The sequence below is a fragment of the Leisingera sp. XS_AS12 genome (assembly GCF_041224635.1).
Lineage (GTDB): Bacteria > Pseudomonadota > Alphaproteobacteria > Rhodobacterales > Rhodobacteraceae > Leisingera.
The window spans coordinates 80,116-101,409 of the sequence record NZ_JBGFGM010000126.1; the positions used below are offsets into that span (position 1 = coordinate 80,116).

General features: G+C 63.6%; 20 protein-coding genes. 11 read left to right on the plus strand and 9 right to left on the minus strand.

The window, feature by feature from the left end; genetic code table 11:
- Positions 1-52 precede the first annotated feature (52 nt).
- Together AB9K35_RS20710 and guaA are read right to left on the minus strand one after the other, a co-directional pair.
- Entirely contained in the window at positions 53-1,072 is a 1,020-nt protein-coding gene (locus tag AB9K35_RS20710) for a hypothetical protein (RefSeq protein WP_369929075.1), read from the minus strand.
- Between the two features lie 179 nt (positions 1,073-1,251).
- Positions 1,252-2,820: a glutamine-hydrolyzing GMP synthase gene (guaA, locus tag AB9K35_RS20715; RefSeq protein WP_222453286.1), complete on the minus strand. Its 1,569-nt coding sequence runs from the start codon at positions 2,818-2,820 to the stop codon at positions 1,252-1,254.
- A 230-nt stretch (positions 2,821-3,050) separates the two neighbouring features.
- On the opposite strand from guaA, the gene AB9K35_RS20720 reads away from it, so the two are divergent.
- Positions 3,051-4,598 (plus strand): trimethylamine methyltransferase family protein, encoded by a 1,548-nt coding sequence (locus tag AB9K35_RS20720; RefSeq protein ID WP_222453285.1) that lies wholly within the window; start codon positions 3,051-3,053, stop codon positions 4,596-4,598.
- Here the strand turns inward: AB9K35_RS20720 and AB9K35_RS20725 are convergent.
- Positions 4,591-4,980: a DUF6477 family protein gene (locus AB9K35_RS20725; protein WP_222453284.1), complete on the minus strand. Its 390-nt coding sequence runs from the start codon at positions 4,978-4,980 to the stop codon at positions 4,591-4,593. The genes AB9K35_RS20720 and AB9K35_RS20725 overlap by 8 nt on opposite strands.
- Positions 4,981-5,210: 230 nt before the next feature.
- On the opposite strand from AB9K35_RS20725, the gene AB9K35_RS20730 reads away from it, so the two are divergent.
- Complete coding sequence (locus AB9K35_RS20730) at positions 5,211-6,293, plus strand: DUF6456 domain-containing protein (RefSeq protein ID WP_369929078.1); 1,083 nt, start codon at positions 5,211-5,213, stop codon at positions 6,291-6,293.
- Positions 6,294-6,377: 84 nt separating this feature from the next.
- Here AB9K35_RS20730 and AB9K35_RS20735 read toward each other — a convergent pair whose 3' ends face one another.
- Entirely contained in the window at positions 6,378-6,926 is a 549-nt protein-coding gene (locus AB9K35_RS20735; protein ID WP_222453282.1) for a peroxiredoxin, read from the minus strand.
- 297 nt (positions 6,927-7,223) lie between these two features.
- On the opposite strand from AB9K35_RS20735, the gene lipA reads away from it, so the two are divergent.
- Both lipA and AB9K35_RS20745 read left to right on the plus strand, forming a co-directional pair.
- A complete protein-coding gene (gene lipA, locus AB9K35_RS20740; protein ID WP_369929080.1) occupies positions 7,224-8,174 on the plus strand; it encodes a lipoyl synthase in 951 nt (316 codons plus the stop codon).
- On the plus strand, positions 8,171-9,313 hold the full coding sequence (locus AB9K35_RS20745; RefSeq protein WP_369929082.1) for an amidohydrolase: 1,143 nt from the start codon (positions 8,171-8,173) through the stop codon (positions 9,311-9,313). The genes lipA and AB9K35_RS20745 overlap by 4 nt, the downstream gene beginning before the upstream one ends.
- Positions 9,314-9,332: 19 nt before the next feature.
- Here AB9K35_RS20745 and AB9K35_RS20750 read toward each other — a convergent pair whose 3' ends face one another.
- Both AB9K35_RS20750 and hpt read right to left on the minus strand, forming a co-directional pair.
- Positions 9,333-9,659: a hypothetical protein gene (locus AB9K35_RS20750; RefSeq protein ID WP_369929084.1), complete on the minus strand. Its 327-nt coding sequence runs from the start codon at positions 9,657-9,659 to the stop codon at positions 9,333-9,335.
- Between the two features lie 199 nt (positions 9,660-9,858).
- Complete coding sequence (gene hpt / locus AB9K35_RS20755) at positions 9,859-10,404, minus strand: hypoxanthine phosphoribosyltransferase (protein WP_222453278.1); 546 nt, start codon at positions 10,402-10,404, stop codon at positions 9,859-9,861.
- A gap of 75 nt (positions 10,405-10,479) precedes the next feature.
- Between hpt and AB9K35_RS20760 the strand changes: the two genes are divergently transcribed.
- Both AB9K35_RS20760 and AB9K35_RS20765 read left to right on the plus strand, forming a co-directional pair.
- Complete coding sequence (locus tag AB9K35_RS20760; RefSeq protein WP_369929086.1) at positions 10,480-10,932, plus strand: type II toxin-antitoxin system RatA family toxin; 453 nt, start codon at positions 10,480-10,482, stop codon at positions 10,930-10,932.
- Between the two features lie 358 nt (positions 10,933-11,290).
- A complete protein-coding gene (locus tag AB9K35_RS20765) occupies positions 11,291-11,569 on the plus strand; it encodes a hypothetical protein (protein ID WP_369929088.1) in 279 nt (92 codons plus the stop codon).
- A 159-nt stretch (positions 11,570-11,728) separates the two neighbouring features.
- On the opposite strand, the gene AB9K35_RS20770 is transcribed toward AB9K35_RS20765, so the two are convergent.
- Genes AB9K35_RS20770 through AB9K35_RS20780 form a run of 3 tightly spaced genes read right to left on the minus strand, consistent with a single transcriptional unit; the run spans position 11,729 to position 13,826 of the window.
- Positions 11,729-12,199: a CinA family protein gene (locus AB9K35_RS20770; protein ID WP_369929090.1), complete on the minus strand. Its 471-nt coding sequence runs from the start codon at positions 12,197-12,199 to the stop codon at positions 11,729-11,731.
- Positions 12,196-12,693, minus strand: a complete 498-nt coding sequence (locus AB9K35_RS20775) for a phosphatidylglycerophosphatase A (RefSeq protein WP_369929092.1) — start codon at positions 12,691-12,693, stop codon at positions 12,196-12,198. Before AB9K35_RS20775 ends, AB9K35_RS20770 begins: the two co-directional genes overlap by 4 nt.
- Entirely contained in the window at positions 12,690-13,826 is a 1,137-nt protein-coding gene (locus tag AB9K35_RS20780) for a bifunctional 2-C-methyl-D-erythritol 4-phosphate cytidylyltransferase/2-C-methyl-D-erythritol 2,4-cyclodiphosphate synthase (RefSeq protein WP_369929094.1), read from the minus strand. The genes AB9K35_RS20775 and AB9K35_RS20780 overlap by 4 nt, the downstream gene beginning before the upstream one ends.
- 184 nt (positions 13,827-14,010) lie before the next feature.
- Here AB9K35_RS20780 and dusB point away from each other — a divergent pair, with 184 nt between their 5' ends.
- The 5 genes from dusB (at position 14,011) to AB9K35_RS20805 (ending at position 21,230) form a co-directional block, all read left to right on the plus strand.
- A complete protein-coding gene (gene dusB / locus AB9K35_RS20785) occupies positions 14,011-14,997 on the plus strand; it encodes a tRNA dihydrouridine synthase DusB (RefSeq protein WP_369929096.1) in 987 nt (328 codons plus the stop codon).
- Positions 14,994-16,073 (plus strand): ATP-binding protein, encoded by a 1,080-nt coding sequence (locus tag AB9K35_RS20790; RefSeq protein ID WP_222453271.1) that lies wholly within the window; start codon positions 14,994-14,996, stop codon positions 16,071-16,073. Before dusB ends, AB9K35_RS20790 begins: the two co-directional genes overlap by 4 nt.
- A 3-nt stretch (positions 16,074-16,076) precedes the next feature.
- Positions 16,077-17,444 carry a response regulator gene (locus tag AB9K35_RS20795; protein WP_369929099.1) on the plus strand — a complete coding sequence of 456 codons (1,368 nt, stop codon included), beginning with the start codon at positions 16,077-16,079 and terminating at the stop codon, positions 17,442-17,444.
- 100 nt (positions 17,445-17,544) lie between these two features.
- Positions 17,545-19,824, plus strand: a complete 2,280-nt coding sequence (locus AB9K35_RS20800) for an ATP-binding protein (RefSeq protein ID WP_369929101.1) — start codon at positions 17,545-17,547, stop codon at positions 19,822-19,824.
- Positions 19,821-21,230: a sigma-54-dependent transcriptional regulator gene (locus AB9K35_RS20805; protein WP_369929103.1), complete on the plus strand. Its 1,410-nt coding sequence runs from the start codon at positions 19,821-19,823 to the stop codon at positions 21,228-21,230. The genes AB9K35_RS20800 and AB9K35_RS20805 overlap by 4 nt, the downstream gene beginning before the upstream one ends.
- The last annotated feature ends 64 nt before the right edge of the window (positions 21,231-21,294 follow it).

A 21,294-nucleotide genomic window follows, 5' to 3' on the forward strand; every position in this document is an offset into this window, starting at 1 on the left:
TGCTGGCGGTCACAGAGCGGCAAATTCGCGGCCGGGTCAAGACGGGATGCCCTCAGCCGCGGGCATCGCGCGGCGGGCAGACACGCTTGCGGTGGCTTTGGCGTTTGTCGCTTTGCCTCAGGCAGCCAATGCGTTTTGCGCTGCCGGGGCGGACAGCGATTTTCCCGACTTGATGTAGTCCGACGCCAGGGCGACCGGATCGAACCTCATCCGATTGAGCACTCTGCGGATTTCGGCTGTCAGCGCCTCGGTGACCTGATTGTTGAGCCGTGCGGCATTCTGTTTGGGGGGGCAGAGTTGGTTCGGCTTTGTGTCCCAACGCCGCCAGCAGCCTTGTTGCGCCTTGTGGTGTTGTCGCTTCTTCAAGGCGCGTTTCGACAAAGTTTATCCGATCACTGAATTTCAGCACGTAGTAGGCGTATCGCGGCTCCATCTCGAGAGCGTACCAGAGGGTCCAGCCGATCTGCCCCATCGGGCGCAGGATCGCGGGGTTCACGATGATGTTCGGATAGCTGATGTCCAGATACCATTGCCAGGCAACGGTGATGTTCTGGAAATCATTCCGACTGACGTAGCTTGCACATTGCTTTGCCAGGTCGCGGCGCAGGATGATCAGGGTGCTGCGGTCGGCCAGATCGCTTTCGGCCAGCGCCTCGATCAGGCCGCATTTGCCAAGGGTGTGATTGGTTTCCGCATAGGGGGCTTGCAATGAGGCCAGCTTGTTTTGCCAGAAGGTGTTCATGGAGGCGTCCATGCCCAAGGTGTTGAACCGGCGCATATGGCTGATTTCCGGCATCTGCGAGCCGAAATCCAACACCCCGAGGGGTTCATGTTTCGACGCCACGTTCAGATTGTCGCCGAGGAATTGCACCAGCCACGTCGTGCCCGTGCGCCCGGCCGGAATGTGATTGTAGAAATGCGCTTCGGTTTCGGTTCCGTCCGGCCAGACCTGCCTGCGATCATTTTGCGCCCCCCCCCCGATAGCCCAGGCCTGCGCGGATTTGCTCGTCCGCAGGTTAAATCGGAGTGATGATGCTGTCGTCGTCGCAAAAGCTGGAAAGGGCAATTTCAAATGATGTTCCGCCGACCTTCTTGGTTTTGATGAAGATCAGCTTCAGTGGGTGGCAAATGATCATCGCGTCCTCCGGGCGTTCCGTCTTTGCCGACAGATTCCAGAAACCCCTGACGGGTTTATTACCCAGCTTCAAAAGAAAAACCCCGGCCGATGGGGCCGGGGTTTCGGTATGCGCTTTATTCCCACTCGATCGTGCCCGGAGGCTTCGAGGTGATGTCATAGGTGCAGCGGTTGATGCCCTTGACCTCGTTGATGATCCGGGTGGCGGTTTCGCCGAGGAACTCGTGGCTGAACGGGTAGTAATCCGCGGTCATGCCGTCGACGCTGGTCACGGCACGCAGGGCGCAGGCGTAGTCATAGGTCCGTCCGTCGCCCATCACGCCAACGGTGCGCACCGGCAGGATCGCCACGAAGGCTTGCCAGATTTCGTCGTACAGGCCGTGACGGCGGATCTGGTCGATATAGATGGCATCGGCCTCGCGCAGGATCTCCAGCTTTTCGCGGGTGATCTCGCCGGGGCAGCGGATGGCCAGGCCCGGTCCGGGGAAGGGGTGGCGGCCGATGAAGCTGTCGGGCAGGCCCAGTTCGCGGCCCAGGGCGCGGACCTCGTCCTTGAACAGCTCGCGCAGAGGCTCCACCAGCTTCAGGCCCATCTTTTCCGGCAGGCCGCCGACGTTGTGGTGCGACTTGATGGTGACGGACGGCCCACCCGAGAAGGAAACGGATTCGATCACATCCGGGTACAGCGTGCCCTGTGCCAGGAACTCGGCGCCTTCGATGGTGTCGGCGTGCTTCTGGAACACGTCGATGAACAGTTTGCCGATGATCTTGCGCTTGGTTTCGGGGTCGGACACCCCCTCCAGCTCGCCCAGGAACAGCTCGCTCTCATCGGCGTGGATCAGCTGGATGTTGTAGTTGTCGCGGAACATCGTGACAACTTCTTCGGCCTCGTTCTTGCGCAGCAGGCCGTGGTCAACGAAGACGCAGGTCAGCTGGTCGCCGATCGCCTCGTGGATCAGCACTGCGGCAACCGAGGAGTCGACGCCACCGGACAGCCCGCAGATCACCTTCTTGTCGCCAACCTGCTCGCGGATCTTCTCGATCATCTGTTCGCGGTAGGCGCCCATGGTCCAGTCGCCGGTAAAGCCCGCCAGCTTGACGAAGTTCTCATACAGCTTGGCACCGTTGGGGGTGTGGTGCACCTCCGGGTGGAACTGCACCGCGTAGAAGTTGCGGCTGACATCTGCGGTGATCGCGTAAGGCGCGTTGGGGGAGGTGCCGTAGACCTCGAAACCCGGCGCTATCTGGCTGACATGATCGCCGTGGCTCATCCAGACCTGTTCACGATCGCCATCATTGGCGAACCAGCCATCCAGCAGCGGCAGACGCGCAGTGGTGGGGGTGACAAAGGCGCGGCCGAATTCGGCGGTGCCATGGCCGCTTTCCACCTTGCCGCCCAGCTGGTGCATCATTACCTGCTGGCCATAGCAGATGCCCAGGATCGGCACGCCTAGATCGAAGATCTCCTGCGGCGCACGGGGGGAGCCTTCGCGGGTCACGCTGTCGGGCCCGCCCGAGAAGATCACCGCCTTGGGCGCCATCTCGCGCACAAAGTCCATGGTGACATTCTGATAGGGGTGGATTTCGCAATAGACGTTCAGCTCGCGCAGGCGGCGCGCAATCAGCTGCGTGACCTGGCTGCCAAAGTCGATGATGAGAAGGCGGTCATGGGATGTCTCTGTCATGCACGCGCCATAGGGCAGGACGACCATTTCCGCAAGAGGCTTTGACAGCGCGGCATCGGGTTTTCCGGCCGGGGCGTCGATGCTTGTCCGGTATGCCATCGCCGGCCACGAGGGGCTGAAATGCGTAGGGCATGTCGCTTTTCAACGTGAAAGGACGCAATCCTGCGGCGCGGCAGGGCAGGCGGCCTATAATACCCTTGGCAATGAAATGCCTGTGGTGAGGATAAACCATGACAGAAGCAGCAGCACCGCGCCGTCGCGCCCGGGGTGGCGGCGGCGCCGCCCGCCGCGCCGAACGGTCCTCCGTCAAGATCGAGACGGCCAAGTACATCGAGCGCAACATTCCGAACTTTGAGGTTCTGAACGCCGAGGCGCTGGAGATCATCGAGCACAACGCCGATACCATCCTTGAGGAAGTCGGTGTCAACTTTGTTGACAACCCGGCCGCGCTGGAGCGCTGGCGCGAAGCGGGCGCTGACGTCGAGGGAGAGCGCGTGCGCATCCCCCGCGGTCTGGCGCGCAAGCTCTGCGAAACCGCGCCTGCGGAATTCACCCAACACGCGCGCAACCCGGAGAAATCCGTCGTCATCGGCGGCCGCAACCTGGTGCTGGCGCCGGTCTACGGCCCGCCCTTCGTGCGTGATGCCAATGGTGGCCGCCGCTATGCCACCATGGACGATTTCAACAAGTTCGTGAAACTGGCCTACATGTCGAAGTGGCTGCACCACTCCGGCGGCACCGTGTGTGAACCCACCGACATCCCGGTGAACAAGCGCCACCTGGACATGCTGATGGCGCATATGACCCTCAGCGACAAGCCGTTCATGGGCTCCGTCACCGAACCCAGCCGGGCGCAGGACTCCGTCGACATGGCGGGCATCCTGTTCGGTCAGGACTTCGTGCAGAACAACACGGTGATGACCTCGCTCACCAACATCAACTCGCCGATGACCTTCGACGACGTGATGATGGGCTCGCTGGAAGTCTACGCCAAGAACATGCAGGCCTGCATCATCTCGCCCTTTATCGTCGGCGGCGCCATGGCGCCGGTGTCGGTGGCGGGCACGCTGACCCAGGTGCTGGCGGAAGTGCTGGCGGGCATCGCCTACAGCCAGCTGGTCCGCCCCGGTGCTCCGGCGATCTTCGGCGCCTTCGTGTCCTCGATCGACATGAACTCCGGCGCGCCGACCTTTGGCACCCCGGAAGCGTCGCTGGTGACCTATGGCGCAGGCCAGCTGGCCCGCCGCCTGGGCGTGCCGTTCCGCTCGGCCGGGTCCTTCTGTGGCTCCAAGCTGCCGGACGCGCAGGCCGCGTATGAAACCGCGAACTCGCTGAACATGGGGCTGATGTCGGGCGTGAACTTCATGCTGCACGCCTGCGGCTGGCTCGAGGGTGGCCTGGTGGCCGACTTCGAGAAGTTCGTGATGGATGCTGACCAGCTGGGCGCGCTGCACGGGCTGGCCAAAGGCGTCATGGTTGACGAAAATCATCAGGCCATGGATGCCATCCGCGAGGTGGGCCCCGGCGGCCACTACCTAGGATGCGCGCACACCCAGGCCAATTTCAAGTCGGCCTTCTGGAAATCCGACCTCCTCGACTACAAGCCCTTCGAGCAGTGGGAAGAAGAGGGCAGCCGCGACACCTATGCGCTGGCGTCCAACCGGGTTGAGCATCTGCTCAACACCTATCAGCAGCCGGCTCTCGATCCGGCGATCAAGCTGGCGCTCGACGAATACGTCGCCAAGAAGAAAGCGTCGATGCCGGACGCCTTCATGTAAACGGGCCAATTGGCGCGATATCTTCCGGCCCGGAGACGGGTGCGGGCGGACAACGGCGGTCTTTCGAGGCCGCCGTTTCTGTTTTGGCTTGGCTGCGGCGCGCCGGGCCGCCCAGGCAAGCCGCTTCGCCGACCAGTGCGATCAGCACGTCAACGTGGCGGATCATCGAATATCCCGGGTCATCCGCCTTGCGGGCCGTGTTGAGGTCCTGTTCCAGCTCCAGCAGCCGCAGGGCGGCGACGGCGGGTTTGGGAAGCTGTCCATGGCCGAGGACACGGCGCAGGTCGCGTTGCCTGCAATAGCTCTGGGCCCCCAATCGGGCCGCGCGCGCCAGGATGCGCGGACGGCGGAGCAACCTCACCCGGCTGAATAGATCCTGCATTCCAGTCTCCTTTCCTCTCTTGGTGCAGGCTCTGCTATAACACAACCTCAGGTAGTGTTGCGCCGGGTGCGATATTGGCGAACGGTCCGTTTGAGGAAGATTATGTATTTTTTGGAAACATCCCTGCCTGAATTGAATTTTTGTTGACTGTCTGGCGGATGTTTCTGCACGGGCCGAAGGGGACGCAGTAGGCCCGTACGGTGGCATTCGCTGACGACCGGGGTTGAACCATGCACAACAGTCCGCAGTCGCCCTTGCCAGGTTGGGTGCCGCCAGAAGCCAGCCGTTATCTCCAGCACACAGAGGCTGGCCGGTCAATTCGTCAGCTCGCGCGCAAGGCCGGTTGCCACCCGTCGACCATTTCGCGCCAGGTGCGACGGGTGGAGACCCTGCGGGATGATCCGTTGATCGACGAGGTGCTCACCTATCTGTCCGCGCCTTACCGGAGGGGGGCGGGAAACACTCAGCGTGCGGGGGCGCCCTCGCAGGCGTCGGCCCAGCCTGCCCGAGGGTTGATGTCGGGTTTCGAGCGGGAGGCAACGGGCGTGCTGACCCTATTGAGCCGGGGCGGGGCAGTTCTGGCGGTTGCCGAGGGTATGGAGATGGCGGTCGTGGTGCGTGAGGGCGCGGAGCCGGACCGGCACAGGGTTGCGGTGTCGCGACCGCTGGCAGGTGCGCTTGCGCTGTCCGGCTGGATCACCTGCAGCCGCCAGGGGCGGATCTGTCGCTATGTCATTACCACGGCTGGACGCAACGCGCTCAACCGGATTATCGCGGATCAGGAAAACCGCGCCCGCGCCCGGCTGGAGGGTGGCTTTGCCGAGGCGCAAGATCCGTTTCTGGCCCCTGACAGCGGCGGTGGGAACGCGGCGCGCAAGTCGCGCTATGGCGGTGCGGAAACGCCCTTGGAAATGCTCGCCCGCCTGAGCGACCGGAACGGCAAACCCTTCCTGACCGCGGCGATGGTGCGAGCGGGGAAGCGTCTTCGGGAGGATTTCGAACTCGCGCAGATCAGCTGTCACCTGCATCAGGATCAGCGCCATTACAGCGCGGACAACCAGCTGCTGTGTTCCGGCAGCCATGCGGCAGGCGCAGAGGCGCGCGCGCGACTGACCCGCGCATTGCAGGCGCTTGGCATGGGGTTGAGCGATATCGCCTTGCGCTGTTGCTGCCACCTGGAGGGGTTGGAAACGGCCGAGCGGAACCTCGGCTGGCCTGCCCGCTCGGGCAAGGTCGTGCTGCGCATTGCCTTGCAGCACCTTGCGGAACACTATGGCGAAGATGGCGCCTCGGCGGATGAGATGATCGGATGAAGGATGCGGCGTCGGGCGGTGCAACAGAAAACGGGCCCACCCATGGTGGACCCGTTGCAATCAGACCAGCTGATCGGCTTCGGCTCAGGCCGGAACCGCTGCTTGGGTTTCTTTCAGGTACTTCAGCACGTTTTCCGGTGCGGATTCGCCATAGGGGTCTTCGTTGTGGTTGTCGCACAGGCCGGGCTCTTCGAACCAGGCTTCGACCACGCCGTCGTTCACGATGGCGGCATAACGCCAGGAGCGGGCACCAAAGCCCAGGTTGTCCTTGGCCACCAGCATGCCGATGCGACGGGTGAACTCACCCGAACCATCCGGGATCACCTGCACGTTTTCCAGCTTCTGGTCACGCGCCCAGGCGTTCATCACGAACGCGTCGTTCACGGACATGCAGTAGATCGCGTCGATGCCCTCGGCCTTGAAGTCGGCAAAGCCCTTCTCGTAACCCGGCAGCTGGTAGGTGGAGCAGGTGGGGGTGAAGGCGCCGGGCAGCGAGAACAGAACGACGCGCTTGCCTGCGAAATAGTCTGCGGTGGTCTTGTCTTCCCAGCGGAACGGGTTCGGGCCCTCGATGGACTCGTCACGAACGCGGGTGCGGAAGGTCACGTCGGGCAGCTTAACGCCAGCTTTCATATCGGGATGCTCCTGAAAATGTGGATGTTCGTTTCGGCGCGCAGGCTTAAAATGATTCTAAGCGGGTAGCAACACGTGCCGATGCGCCTCGGCGTCGCAGCGCCTCCGGACTGCTTTTGATGCGGAAAAACTCGCGGGCTGGCCCGGTAAAATGGCCAGAAGTCCCCCGGAAAACCCAGTTGTAATTGTCGGACAGCCATGTCTGCGGCGCAATGCCGGGTTGACGATATGCTCGTGCCAAGCCAGATCAGCTGTGCTACACCCGCTAGAAAGCCAGAGGCCGGAAGGGAAACCCACGTGAGAGACCTAAAGATCCCGGAGCAGCGCCACCCAGAGAAGGCGCATCGTCCCGATAACGCTCAGCCAAAGAAGCCAAGCTGGATCCGGGTCAAGGCGCCGGGCGGCAAGGGCTATGCCGAAACCCACAAGATCATGCGGGAAAACAACCTGACCACCGTGTGCGAGGAGGCCGGTTGCCCCAACGTGGGGGAATGCTGGAGCCAGGGTCATGCCACCATGATGATCATGGGCGAGATCTGTACTCGCGGCTGCACCTTCTGCAACATCGCCACCGGCAAGCCCGACACGCTGGACGCCTTCGAGCCGGGCCGGGTAGCCCATGCGGTGCAGAAACTGGGCCTCAATCACGTGGTCATCACATCCGTTGACCGCGACGACCTCGAGGACGGCGGCGCCGATCACTTTGCCCAGACCATTCGTGCCGTGCGCCATCGCTCCCCCGGGACGACGATCGAAATCCTGACACCCGACTTCATCAAATGCGATGCCAGCGCGCTGGAAAAGGTGGTCGAAGCCAAGCCGGACGTGTTCAACCACAACCTGGAAACCGTGCCCGGCCTCTACCCCGAGGTTCGCCCCGGTGCCCGCTACTTCCACTCGCTGCGCCTGTTGCAGCGGGTAAAGGAGCTGGACCCCTCGATCTTCACCAAATCCGGTATCATGGTTGGCCTGGGCGAGGACGCGCAGGCGGTGAAACAGGTGATGGACGACATGCGCGCGGCGGATGTCGATTTCCTGACCATCGGCCAGTATCTGCAACCCACGCCCAAGCACCACGCGGTGGACCGGTTCGTCACACCTGAAGAGTTCAAGACCTACGAGAAAGCGGCCTATGGCAAGGGCTTCCTGATGGTTTCCGCGACGCCGCTGACACGGTCTTCCTACCATGCGGGCGACGACTTTGCGCGTCTGCGCGAGGCCCGCAACAAGAAGCTGGGGCTTGCATGACGCCGCAACGCCTGGAGCAGCTGACGCGGCTGCGCCAGGCCCTGCACCAGATCCCCGAGGTCTCAGGTGCCGAGGAAAAGACCGCCGCCATGGTGGCGGGCTACCTGCGTGATTTTGCTCCTGACAAGCTGCTGACCGGGCTTGGCGGCCATGGGGTCGCAGCGGTCTACAACGGGCTGGCGGCAGGGCCCACGGTCCTGATCCGCTGTGAGCTTGACGGATTGCCCATCGCCGAACTTTCCGACCAACCTTACCGCTCTCGGCACGAAGGGCGCGGCCATCTGTGCGGCCATGATGGCCACATGGCCATGGTCGCTGGGCTGGCAGCAGAGCTGGCTGCGCGGCGTCCGGCCCGGGGGCGGGCGGTGCTGTTGTTCCAACCCGCTGAAGAAACCGGCAAGGGGGCGACGGCGGTTCTTGCCGACCCTGCGTTCGCGCAGATTGTGCCGGACTATGCCTTTGCGCTGCACAATCTGCCGGGCCTCGCGGTGGGCAAGGTGGGGCTGTGTTCCGGTGCAGCCAACTGCGCCTCGCGCGGCATGCGAATCCGGCTGACCGGGCGCACCTCGCATGCGGCCGCGCCGCGGGACGGGATCTCACCCGCGGCAGCTATGGCGCAGCTGATGACCGGGCTGCCGGACCTAGGGCAGGGCGGTGATCTCGACGCGGATTATGCGCTGGTCACGCTGACCCACGCGCGGCTGGGCGAGGCGACATTCGGCATTGCACCCGGATTGGGCGAGGTCTGGGTGACCCTGCGCACCGTCACCGACGCGCGGATGGAGCAACTGGTCGCTGATGCGACCGCGTTGGCTCGCCGCGCTTGCGCGGATCACGGGCTGATGCTGGATATCGAATTCGATGACGTGTTCGAGGCCTGCACCAACCACCCCGCCGCTGTTCAGATCTTGCAGGACGCCTGCGCAGAGGCAGGCCATCCGGCGCAGCTCGGCGATTTGCCGCAACGCTGGTCCGAGGATTTCGGGCAATTTGCCCGCCACGCCAAGAGCGCCATGTTCTGGCTTGGCTCTGGCGTCACCCAGCCGCAGCTGCACAACCCGGACTATGACTTCCCCGATGCGGCGATCCCGGTCGGAACCGGGATCTTTCTGCAAACACTACGGACCCTGCTGGGCTGACTGACCAGGGTGCCCCCCGTCAGTTGGTCAGCGCGTCGACCACGGCCACCGCGCCGATGATGGCGAGCGTGTCCTTGACGACTTCGTAGATCTTGCCGTCCTTGCGGATGTAATCATGGCCTTCGCGCGGAGGTTTCAGGCCCCAGCGGTCGTAGTCCTCGACCCGGACCCAATCGCCGCCGTGAAGATGCCCGTGCTTGGCGCTGTGCCGCTTCTTCACCTGCCCGGGCGCGTAATGTGCGGCGCTGTTCTTGTGGCCGGGGGCCCATTTTGGCGGGCCTGCGTGAGCGGCAACAGCCGACAAGGCAATGCTGGTGGCCACGGTGGCAAGCAGGGGTCTGAACATGGCATCTCTCCAGTGAATTCTGCTGTTTCCAGAGACATGGGAGAGGCGCAGGCAAAAGGCAAATCGGCATTGCCGGAATCTGCCGACCCCTGACCGGGAACCGGCGGGATAGCGCCGGTTCCCATGGTGGGTGTCAATGGTGTTCTCTGTGGCCTCGGCGCGACAGCGGCGCACCGGAGGTGCTCACGAACGGTTCAGGTCAGCCCGCGTCGGTAAAGCGCACTTTGCCGATATAGGGCAGGTTCCGATTGCGCTGGGCGTAATCGATTCCATAGCCGACGACGAATTCGTCCGGGATCTCGAAGCCGACCCAATCGGAGCGGAAATCCACCTCGCGCCGCGATGGTTTGTCCAGCAGCGCGATGGATTTCAGCCGCGCCGGGTTGCGGCTTTGCAGCAGGTGGGTGACGTGGTTGAGCGTGTGACCGGTGTCGACGATGTCTTCTACGACCAACACGTCCCGGCCTTCAATGGCGCCGCGCAAGTCCTTGAGAATGCGCACTTCCCGGCTGCTTTCCATCGCGTCGCCATAGGAGGAGGCTTCCAGGAAGTCGACTTCGATCGGCAGATCCAGTTCACGCACCAGATCGGCGATGAAAACGAAACTGCCGCGCAGCAGGCCAACGACAACCAGCTTGTCGGTATCGCCGAATTCGCGCTGGATTTCACCGCATAGCTCTTCGATCCGGGCCGCGATGGCCTTGGCCGAGATCATCACATCAATGACATATGGACGCTGTGACATGGCTGCCCCCTTGAAATTTCCGCGCGTTCATAGGACATGACGCGCCACGATCATAGCAGGAAATTCGACGCAGACATGCCAACCCATTCGGAAACCCGCCCGCTGCCTTATACCGCCCAGCAGATGTACGATCTGGTGGCAGACGTGGCGCAGTATCCGAAATTCCTGCCGTGGTGCGCCGCCGCCCGCATTCGCAGCCGCGCGCCCTTGGGCGAGGCCGAGGTGATGGAGGCGGATCTGGTGATCTCCTTCAAGGTCTTTCGGGAGCGGTTCGGCAGCCGGGTCACTCTTTACTCGGACGCCCACAAGATCGACACCGAATACCTGGACGGGCCGTTTCGCTACATGAAATCGCACTGGCAATTCACCCCGCGTGAGGACGGGGGCTGTGATGTGTCCTTCTTTGTTGATTTCGAGTTCAAGAACGCCGTGCTGCAGGGGATCATCGGCGTGGTGTTCAACGAAGCAATGCAGCGTATCGTGCGCGCATTCGAGCGTCGCGCGGCGGAGCTTTACGGCGGCCGGTAAGGGCGCTGCCTGACCATCTGTTAATCATTCGTTTACCACGCTCCCGGGAAACCCGGCATTGCTCAGGTTTTGCCGGATTCCTGCCTTATTTCGGGAGCACCTCCGCGTGCAGAATTAACTTTCTGTTAGGAGTTTTGAGACGATGGTCGTAGGTGGAATTATTCCGGCATCCCCACAACCGCAACCTCAGCCACAACCGGAGCCTGCCCCGCAGGAAGCCGGACCGGCTGCCCCGAGCGGTGCGGGTGAAGCCAGCGGGGGGCAGGCGGACGGCGGGCAGTCCGGAGGGCAGGCCGCCGACACTGGCAGCGCGCGCCGGGGCGGCCGTCGGGGTGCCGAGATGCGCGCCGGAGGCCGGGTGGCGGCAAAACCGGACCAGCCCACTGATGAGCCCCGCACGTCGGCGAGGGACGTGCAGGCGCGTGCACGAGCGCAGGCGGCGCTTGATGATGCCCGCGCCATGGCGCTGATCAGCAGCATGGCCACACCGCAGAACAACGAAGGCTATCTCGGAGCGCTCGTTGGAGGGCAGGCGGCAGCCGATGGCGCACCCATGGTTGCACGCTATGTCGAAAGCCTCGGCGCAATTGCCGTGTCGCCGGGGCCGGAGGTGCAGGCCGCCAACCGCGCGGTCTGACGCCGGATACGAAGCAGGGATGAAACATAAAACGGCCCGCCCACGGGCCGTTTTTCCGATCGCTTGGGCGGCATTGAGGTGCCGCCGCTACCGCGCGGTGCAGAGTGTCCGGGGCGGGAGGAACTGCAGTGGCGGCTGAGGCTGCCGCTGCAAAGTGGCTCAGGGCAGCGCGCTGCGCAGCAGGTTCAGGGCACGATCGCACGCGGCACGACGCACCTCGGCGCGGCCGCGGGCACCGAACTCGACAGTCTCGGTCTGGGTTGCGCCGCCTTTCACGGCCAGGCCAAAGCATACCCGCCCTTCGGGTTTGAACTCGGACCCACCCGGACCCGCGATGCCGGTGACGGATACAGCCAATGCAGTGCCAGAGCGGTTCAGGGCGCCCTCGGCCATCTCGCGTGCCACTTCCTCGCTGACGGCTCCATGGGATTTCAAGGTATCTTCCCGCACGCCCAGCATCTGCATCTTGGCTGCGTTGGAATAGGTGACAAAGCCGCGGTCGACCACGGCTGAGGAGCCCGGAACGTCTGTCAGCGCCGCGGCGATCAGCCCGCCGGTGCAGCTTTCAGCCGTTGCAATGGTGACCCCCGACTCCGTGGCCCGGACAATCAGGTCTGTCGCCTCTGTCATAGCCCAAGGACCCCGTGTGAAAAGCCCGCAAGCAGCGCGACACCGATGGCGGCCAGGATGCCCGCGATGACATCATCCATCATCACGCCGAACGGCCCCTGCTTGCGGTCGGCCCAGCCCACGGGGCCGGGTTTCCAGATGTCGAACAGGCGAAACAGCACGAAGGCGGCGATCCAGCCGGGCCATAACGCGGTGACTGGCAACCCATGCAGCCAGGCGGGCAAAGACACCGCCCAGATCGCGATACATTGGCCGGCCACTTCATCGACGACGATCTCCGACGGATCGTGGTCGTCGCTTCCAGCGGTCATCTGCGCCGTGGCCCAAAGCCCGGCGGGGATGCAAAGCAGCGTCGCCAGCGCCAAGAGGGGAAAACCGCCAAGCTGGTGCAGCCCGTAGGCCAGCGGCAGCGCCGCGAGCGAGCCCCAGGTGCCGGGCGCGGGCCGCAAGTAACCGATGCCGCCGACGGTTCCGATCAGCTGTGCGGCAGTCATGATTTCACCAAGGCCGCGGTGGCGAGAGCTGCGATACCTTCGCCGCGGCCAGTGAAACCCAACCGTTCCGACGTGGTCGCCTTGATCGACACCCGGCTGGCATCGATCCCGAGGATGCCGGCCATCACCTCCTGCATCCGCGCGGCGTGGGGGCCAACTTTGGGGTATTCGCAGACCAGGGTGCAGTCGACGTTGGAGATGGTGAAGCCCATGCCGCGAGCGAGTTCGGCGGCGTGGCGCAAGAAGATGTCGCTGGCGGCACCTTTCCACTGCGGGTCGGTGGGCGGGAAGTGGCGGCCGATGTCGCCCTGTGCCAGGGCGCCATAGATCGCGTCCGTCACCGCATGCATGCCGACATCCGCATCGGAGTGGCCCTGCAGGGTTCTGTCATGCGGGATCTCCACCCCGCAGAGGATGACGCTGTCGCCGGGCCCGAACCGGTGCACGTCGTAGCCATTGCCAAGCCTGATATCCATTTCTGCCCCCAGAATGCGTTCCGCCCGGGCAAAATCCTCGGGGCGGGTGATTTTGATGTTGTCCGGCTCACCCGGAATGATGCGCACGTCAAGCCCCGCGGCGCGGGCGACCTCGACATCATCGGCGGCACCGCCGGGATGGGCGCGGTGTGCGGCCAGAATCGCCTCGAAGTGAAAACCTTGCGGTGTCTGCGCTGCATATAGCCCGCTGCGGTCGCGGGTACCGGTCACGCTGCCCTCGGCACCGGTCCACAGGGCGTCGCTGACGGCAAGCGCGGGCGCGGCGGCGGGCGTGCCGTCCAGCGCGCCCGTTATGCGGTGAACAAGGTCAGGGCTGACACAGGGGCGGGCGGCGTCATGGATCAGTACCTTGTGCGGCTCCAGTGGTGCCAGCGCCAGCAGCCCGTTCAGCACCGAGGCGGCGCGCTCCGCCCCGCCTTTTGCCAGGATCAATCCGGGCCGCTCTGCGAATTCCTGCCAGGCTGTGGTATCGTCTGGCGAAAGCACCAGCGCGATATGCTCCACCCCCGCCTTTTCAAAGGCTTGCAGGGTCCAGTCAATCACCCGTCGCCCTTTCAGCGGCCGCCACTGCTTGGGCAGCCCGCCGCCTGCGCGGGTGCCGCGGCCGGCGGCGACGATCAGGGCGGCTGTGGTCATGGGAAACCTCCTGCGGGACAGACGTGCTTTGTTTATGGGGTGGCGCGGGCTTAGGCAATCACCTGGGGTGAAGCGCCCAAAAATTAGGCAAGTAGCGCTTTGCCGGGCCTTGAACAGGGCGATTTCATTGCTGCATAGCAGGGGCTTCGGGTAAAAACAGATCAACTGCACAAGGATTAGGCATTTGTCCTTCACCCTCGGAACCACCGACATGACCCCGCCCATCGCGCTTGCACCGATGGCTGGAATCACCGACCGCCCGTTCCGGGATCTGGTCCGCTCCTTCGGGGTGGGGCTGATGGTCAGCGAAATGGTGGCAAGCCAGGAAATGGTTCAGGCCAAGCCGGGCGTGCGCGAGCGGGCGGAGCTGAGCGCGGATGTCGAGAACACTGCCGTGCAGCTGGCGGGACGCGATGAATATTGGATCGCCGAGGCCGCCAAGCAGGTGGCCGGGCAGGGCGCGCGGATCATCGACATCAACATGGGTTGCCCGGCCAAGAAGGTGACCAACGGCTATTCCGGATCAGCCCTGCTGAAGACGCCCGACCACGCGCTGCGGCTGATCGAGGCCGTGGTCAACGCGGTGGATGTGCCGGTGACGTTGAAGACACGGCTCGGCTGGGACGATCGTTGTTTGAATGCTCCGGACGTCGCCCGACGTGCCGCCGATGCCGGTGTGAAGATGGTTACGATCCATGGCCGCACCCGCTGTCAGTTCTACAAGGGCTCCGCCGACTGGGCGGCGATCCGCGCCGTGAAGGACGCCGTGCCGGTGCCGCTACTGGCCAATGGGGACATCGTGGATACCGCGACTGCGCGGCAGGCGTTGAAACTGTCTGGCGCAGATGGCGTGATGATCGGCCGCGGGGCCGAAGGTCGCCCTTGGCTGCTGGCCCAGGTGGCGCATGAGCTGTGGGGGTCCCCGGCGCCGACCATCCCTGTAGGGGAGGCGTTTGTGCAAATGGTTTCAGATCATTACGAGGCAATGCTCACCTTTTATGGTGCGGATCTGGGGTTGCGCGTCAGCCGCAAGCACCTTGGCTGGTACATGGACTACGCAGGCACCGGACCGGTGATGCGCCGTCGCGTCCTGACCGAGAAATCTCCGGCGGAAGTGCTGGCGCTGCTGCCTGAAGCGCTGATGCCGACCGCGACGGAGGTCGCAGCATGAGCGACAGTTCCGCACTCTGGGCCTCGCTGCCGGTTCCGGCTTTTCTGATCGATGCCTGGGACAAGATTGCCGATGTCAACGCCGCGGCGGAAGGGTTCCTGAACACCTCCCGCCGGGCGCTGCTGGGGCAGCCGGTCTGGGATACCTTGGCCATCGACGCGCCGATCGAAAGCGCCTTTGCCCGCGCCCGGGTTCAGGGCACGCCATTGTTCGTGAATGACATCGACGTCGGGTCCGGCAGCCGGGCGCCGCTGCAGTGCGGGGTTCAGGTGGCGCCTTTGCAGGGGCAGGACGGCACCATGCTGATGATGGTCACGCCGCGCGAACTGGCCGGGCGGTTGACGCAGAACCATTCGTCGAAATCCGCCGCCGCCTCGGCCATCGGCATGGCCGAGATGCTGGCGCATGAGATCAAGAATCCGCTGGCGGGGATTACCGGCGCGGCGCAGCTTCTCAGCATGAACCTGTCGGGCGAGGATCTGGAACTGACCGATCTGATCGTCAGCGAGAGCCGCCGCATCGTCAAGCTGCTGGAACAGGTGGAGCAGTTCGGCAACCTGTCGGAGCCGGATTTCAAGCCGGTGAACCTGCATGATGTCCTGGACCGTGCGCGGCGCTCGGCGCTGCTGGGTTTCGGCGCGCATATGACCATCACCGAAGGCTATGATCCGTCGTTGCCAATGGCCTGGGGGGATGCGGACCAGCTGTTGCAAGTGGTGCTGAACCTTCTGAAGAATGCCTCGGAAGCCGCTGATAAAAAAGGCGGAAACATTCATATCCGCACCTATTACGAGCATTCCTTCCGGCTTCGTCGGAGTGACGGAACAGGCAAGCTGCTGCCGCTGCAGATCGAAATCTGCGACGACGGCCCCGGCCTGCCGGAGAAAATCAAGGACGATATTTTCGACCCCTTCGTGTCGGGGCGCGAAAACGGCACCGGGCTCGGTCTTGCTTTGGTGAGCAAGATCGTCTCGGAGCATAATGGCTGGATCTCGGTAAGCTCGGTTCCCGGGCGCACGGTGTTCCGGCTGTCGCTGTCGCGCGTCCCGCGCGACGTAGAACTGCAGGAGAGCTGATCCATGGATGGCACCGTTCTGGTCGCAGATGACGACCGCACCATTCGCACCGTTTTGACCCAGGCGCTGACCCGCGCGGGCTGCAAGGTGCATGCCACGTCCTCCCTGACCACGCTGATGCGCTGGGTCGGAGAGGGCAAGGGCGACGTGGTGATTTCGGACGTCATGATGCCCGACGGGAACGGTTTGGAGATGTTGCCCAAGATCCAGGCCGACCGGCCCGGCCTGCCGGTCATCGTGATTTCCGCGCAAAATACGATCATGACGGCGATCCGCGCGGAGGAGGCCGAGGCCTATGACTACCTGCCCAAGCCGTTTGACCTGCCCGAGTTGATGAAGCGTACCTCCAAGGCGTTGTCGGCCAAGCGGACCGCGTCGACGCCCACCCGGGAAGAGACGCAGGAGCGGCCCGAGGAACTGCCGCTGATCGGCCGCAGCGAGGTGATGCAAACCCTATACCGGCTGATTGCGCGGGTGATGAACACCGATTTGCCGCTGCTGGTGACGGGCGAGAGCGGGACGGGCAAGTCGCTGATTGCGCGGGCCATCCATGACTTTTCCGATCGCCGGACCTTGCCTTTCGTCCATGTGGATGGCGCGTCTCTGATCGAGCTGGAAGGTCCGGCGCGGCTGCTGGCGCAGGCCAAGGGCGGCATGCTGGTGATTGATGAACTGGCCGATCTGCCCGAGGAAGCCCAGGCGCGCCTGGTGCGGATGATGGATGCGCCGGGCGACCACGCACCACGGTTCCTTGCCTCCAGCCAGCGTGATCTGGCCGCGGCGATGGAGGCAGGTGAGCTGCGGCAGGATCTCTACTATCGCATCTGTGGCACTGCCTTGCATGTGCCGGCGCTGAGGGAGCGGGTGGAGGATATTCCGCTTTTGGCGGAGCATTTCCTGACGCGGGCCGAGAATGAGGGCGCGCCGCATCGGAGCATGAACGAGGCCGCGCGCGAAGCGCTACGCCATTTTGGCTGGCCCGGCAACGTGCGGCAGCTGGAGAACACCGTGCGTCGACTGGCGCTGACCGCACGGGGCGAGGAAATCACCGAGGCCGACGTGAATGCGGTCCTTGGCCCACATTTTGGCCCGGAGCCGAGCAGCGCCGGTTTTGCCAACGAGAAGCTGTCCGAAGCCGTGGGGCGCCACCTGCAGCGCTATTTCGATCTGCATGGTGACATGTTGCCGCCGCCGGGCCTCTACATGCGGTTGCTGCGCGAGGTGGAAACCCCGCTGATCGAAATCGCCCTGGCTGCGACCGGGGGAAACCAGGCCAAATGTGCCGATCTGCTGGGGATCAACCGGAATACGTTGCGCAAGAAAATCACCGATCTGGATATTGAGGTGACACGCCGCCGCAAACTGATGTAATATCGCCACAGAAATGTGGCCGCGTTGCGATTTTCCTCGGCAGGGCCACGATATATGGCGGTGACTCGTTTTGAGTCACACATCGGGATGAGGGCAGTCAGTGGCGCATAAGTCACATCTGAGGGCGGCATACGGGCCGTTTGCGGCTTTGGACCGCTGGCGTAAAACGCGTCGGGCGCGCAATATCGGCACCATCGGGCTGGTGCTGCTGGGGCCGATCCTGGCGCTCGTGACCTTCCTCATCATCGGACCGTTGGGCCAGGGGGCGTCGTCGCGCTCGCTGCGGCTGATTCTCCTGGCGGACCTTGTTTACATCCTGACCATCGCGGCGCTTGTGCTGGCGCAGATCCTGCGGCTGTTTGCGGCGCGGCGCTCGAAATCCGCAGGCTCCCGGCTTCACCTGAGGCTGATCGGCGCGTTTGGCTTCCTGGCCCTGATCCCGACTGTGATCGTCGCGGTCTTTGCCGTGCTGACCGTGAACGTCGGGCTTGAGGGCTGGTTCTCGCAGCGGGTGCGTCAAGTCATCGGCAGTTCGCTGGCTGCGGCGGAAGCTTATCAGACCCAGCAGAAAAACGATCTGAGCGAGGACGCACGGGCGCTGGCGCGTTACCTCGACAACAGCCGGGCGCGCAGTTTCTTCATCAACGATGCGGAGCTGCGGCAGGTGCTGGCACAGGGGCAGTTGCAGATCCAGCGTGGGTTGCGTGAGGCCTATATCGTCGACAGCGCCGGATTGATCCGCGCCCGCGGCGAACGCTCGTATGAGTTCGACTTTGAAAAGCCGAACAGCCGACAGATCGAGGTCGCGCGCGAAGAAGGGCTGTTGCTGATCGAGGATTGGGCCACCAGCGAGTTTCGGGCGCTGGTCCGGCTGAACGCTTTTGTTGATCGCTTCCTGTACATCAGCCGGGATGTGGACGGCGAGCTTCTGAACCTGCTCGACGATACCCAGGAAACCGCGCATCTGTATCAGCAGCTCGAAAGCGAGCGGGGGCGGGTGCTGTTTGAATTTGCCCTGCTCTACATCGGCTTTGCGGTGATTCTGATCCTTGCGGCGATGTGGCTGGGGATGTGGTTTGCGGAACGGCTTTCGCGGCCGGTCGGACGGCTGACGGTGGCCGCGCAGCGCGTGGGTGCGGGTAATCTCGACGTCAAGGTGCCGGTCGATGATGGCGGCGACGAGATCGCGCAATTGGGCCAGTATTTCAACCAGATGACCCGCGAGTTGAAAGCCCAGCACGAGCGGCTGCTGGACAACACCCGGCAGATCGAACGCCGGCGTCGGCTGTTCGATTCGGTGCTGTCCTCGGTGACATCCGGGGTGGTCGGGCTCGACGCCGAAGGCCGTGTGACCTTTGTGAACCGCTCGGCCGAACGGTTGCTGGACTGGCGCGAGGATCAGCAGTCACTTGCTCTGGCCGTTGCGGTGCCGGAGTTCGGTCCCCTGTTCGATGAACTGGCCGAAAGCGGCGCCGATGTGGCTCAGGAGGAGATCAAGGTCACGCGTCAGGGGCGGTTGGAAAATCTGCTTGTCCGCATGTCGCCGCGCCGCTCGGAGGAGGGTGGCCTTGAAGGATACGTGGTGGCCTTTGACGATGTCACCGATCTTGTCAGCGCCCAGCGAATGGCGGCCTGGGGGGATGTTGCCCGACGGATCGCACATGAAATCAAGAACCCGCTGACCCCCATCCAGCTGAGCGCCGAACGGATCAAGCGCAAGTTCGCGCCCAAGCTCGGCGAGGAAAACAGTGACCAGTTGCAAGCGATGACCGATGTGATCGTGCGCCAGACGAATGATCTGCGCCGCATCGTTGACGAGTTTTCGAAGTTCGCCCGCATGCCGGAACCGGAGCGGCGCGAAGAGGATCTGGCCCGGTTGGTGCGCGACGCGGTTGTGCTGCAACAGCAGGGCCAGCCGGGTGTTCAGATCAAGGCCGATCTGCCTGAGGAGCCGATGCGCTCGGATCTGGATGCCACCATGATCGGTCAGGCGCTGACCAATCTGATCAAGAACGCAGGTGAAGCCATCGAAAGCCTGCAAAACAAGAACCCGCCGCAGGATCTGGCACCGGAAATCCGTGTGTCGGCCCGCAAGGAGGGCAATGCCTATGAAGTCCGCATCGCCGACAATGGAATCGGCCTGCCGGAGGATCGGGCACGGTTGTTCGAACCCTATGTAACCACCCGCGATGCGGGCACCGGGTTGGGGCTTCCGATCGTCAAGAAGATCATCGAGGAGCACGGGGGCACGCTGACGCTGGAAGACGCCCCGGTGTTTGAAGGACAGGCGCATTTCGGGGCCATGGCGGTGATCCGTCTACCCGCCGCGGCCATGACGGCAGCGCCGAACAAGAATACAGTGAAAGCAGGTCTGACATGAGTGACATTCTGATTGTAGATGACGAGCGCGATATTCGTGAGCTGATCTCGGACATTCTGGAGGACGAAGGCTTTGCCACCCGCAAGGCCGGGTCGTCAGAGGAATGTATGGCGCGCCTGGAGGAGGCTCAGCCTGCGCTGATGATCCTGGATATCTGGCTCAAGGACAGCCAGATGGACGGCATCGACATTCTGAAGACGGTCAAGCGCGACAACCCGGAAATTCCGGTGGTCATCATCTCGGGGCATGGCAACGTGGAAATCGCGGTCGCCGCGATCAAGCAGGGGGCCTATGACTTTATCGAAAAGCCCTTCAACATTGACCAGTTGATGGTGGTGATCCGCCGCGCCATGGAAACGTCGCGGTTGCGCCGGGAAAATACCGACCTCAAACGGCGCGACAGCGGCCCGGCCGAGATGATTGGCACCTCTGCCGCTTTCCGGACCCTGTTGGGCCAGTTGGAAAAAGTGACCAAATCCAACGGCCGGGTGATGTTGACCGGGCCTGCCGGCAGCGGCAAGGAGATCGCGGCCCGCTACATTCACGCCAACTCGAGCCGGGCGTCGGCGCCGTTCGTGACAGTGAATTGCGCCAGCATCGAGCCCGATCGGATGGAGGAGGTTCTGTTTGGCCGCGAGTCCGCCGAGCGCGGCGTGGAACCGGGGCTGCTGGAGCAGGCGCATGGCGGTGTCGTGTTCTTTGACGAGGTCGCGGACATGCCCCTGGGCACCCAGTCGAAGATCCTGCGCGTGCTGGTGGATCAGCAGTTCCAGCGGGTCGGTGGCAACGACAAGGTACGGGTGGACCTGCGGGTGATCTCCGCGACCAACAAGAACCTGGAGGCCGAAATCGCCGCCGGCACCTTCCGCCAGGAGCTCTATCATCGCCTCAACGTGGTGCCGGTCGAGGTGCCGTCCCTTGCGGATCGGCGCGAGGACATCCCGCTGCTGGCCAATCATTTCATTGCGCATTTCAACGAAACCCAGGGTCTGCCGCTTCGCGAGCTGACCGAGGAGGCCGTTGCGTTGATGCAGACAATGCTCTGGCCCGGCAATGTGCGCCAGTTGAAGAACCTGGTGGAGCGGGTGCTGATCCTTGGCGATGGCAGCGGCCCGATCGAGGCAAAGGACCTGCCGCGCGAGGAAGAAAAGCCGCAGGAGGATGGTCGCGTGGTGCTCTCCGGTGCCTTGGCCACCCTGCCGCTGCGCGAGGCGCGTGAAGCCTTCGAACGCGAATACCTGTTGACCCAGATCAACCGCTTCGGCGGCAATATCAGCCGTACCGCGTCCTTCGTGGGCATGGAGCGTTCGGCGCTGCACCGCAAGCTGAAATCGCTGGGGGTGGTGACCTCGAACAAGGCCGGCGCGCGCGTGGCCCACGTCGAGGCCGAAGAAGAGCAGGTCTGAACCAGCCTGCATGGTGCCCGCACCGGCTGCGGGCGCTGCGCTCACCAAGTGGCGGACGAGCTGT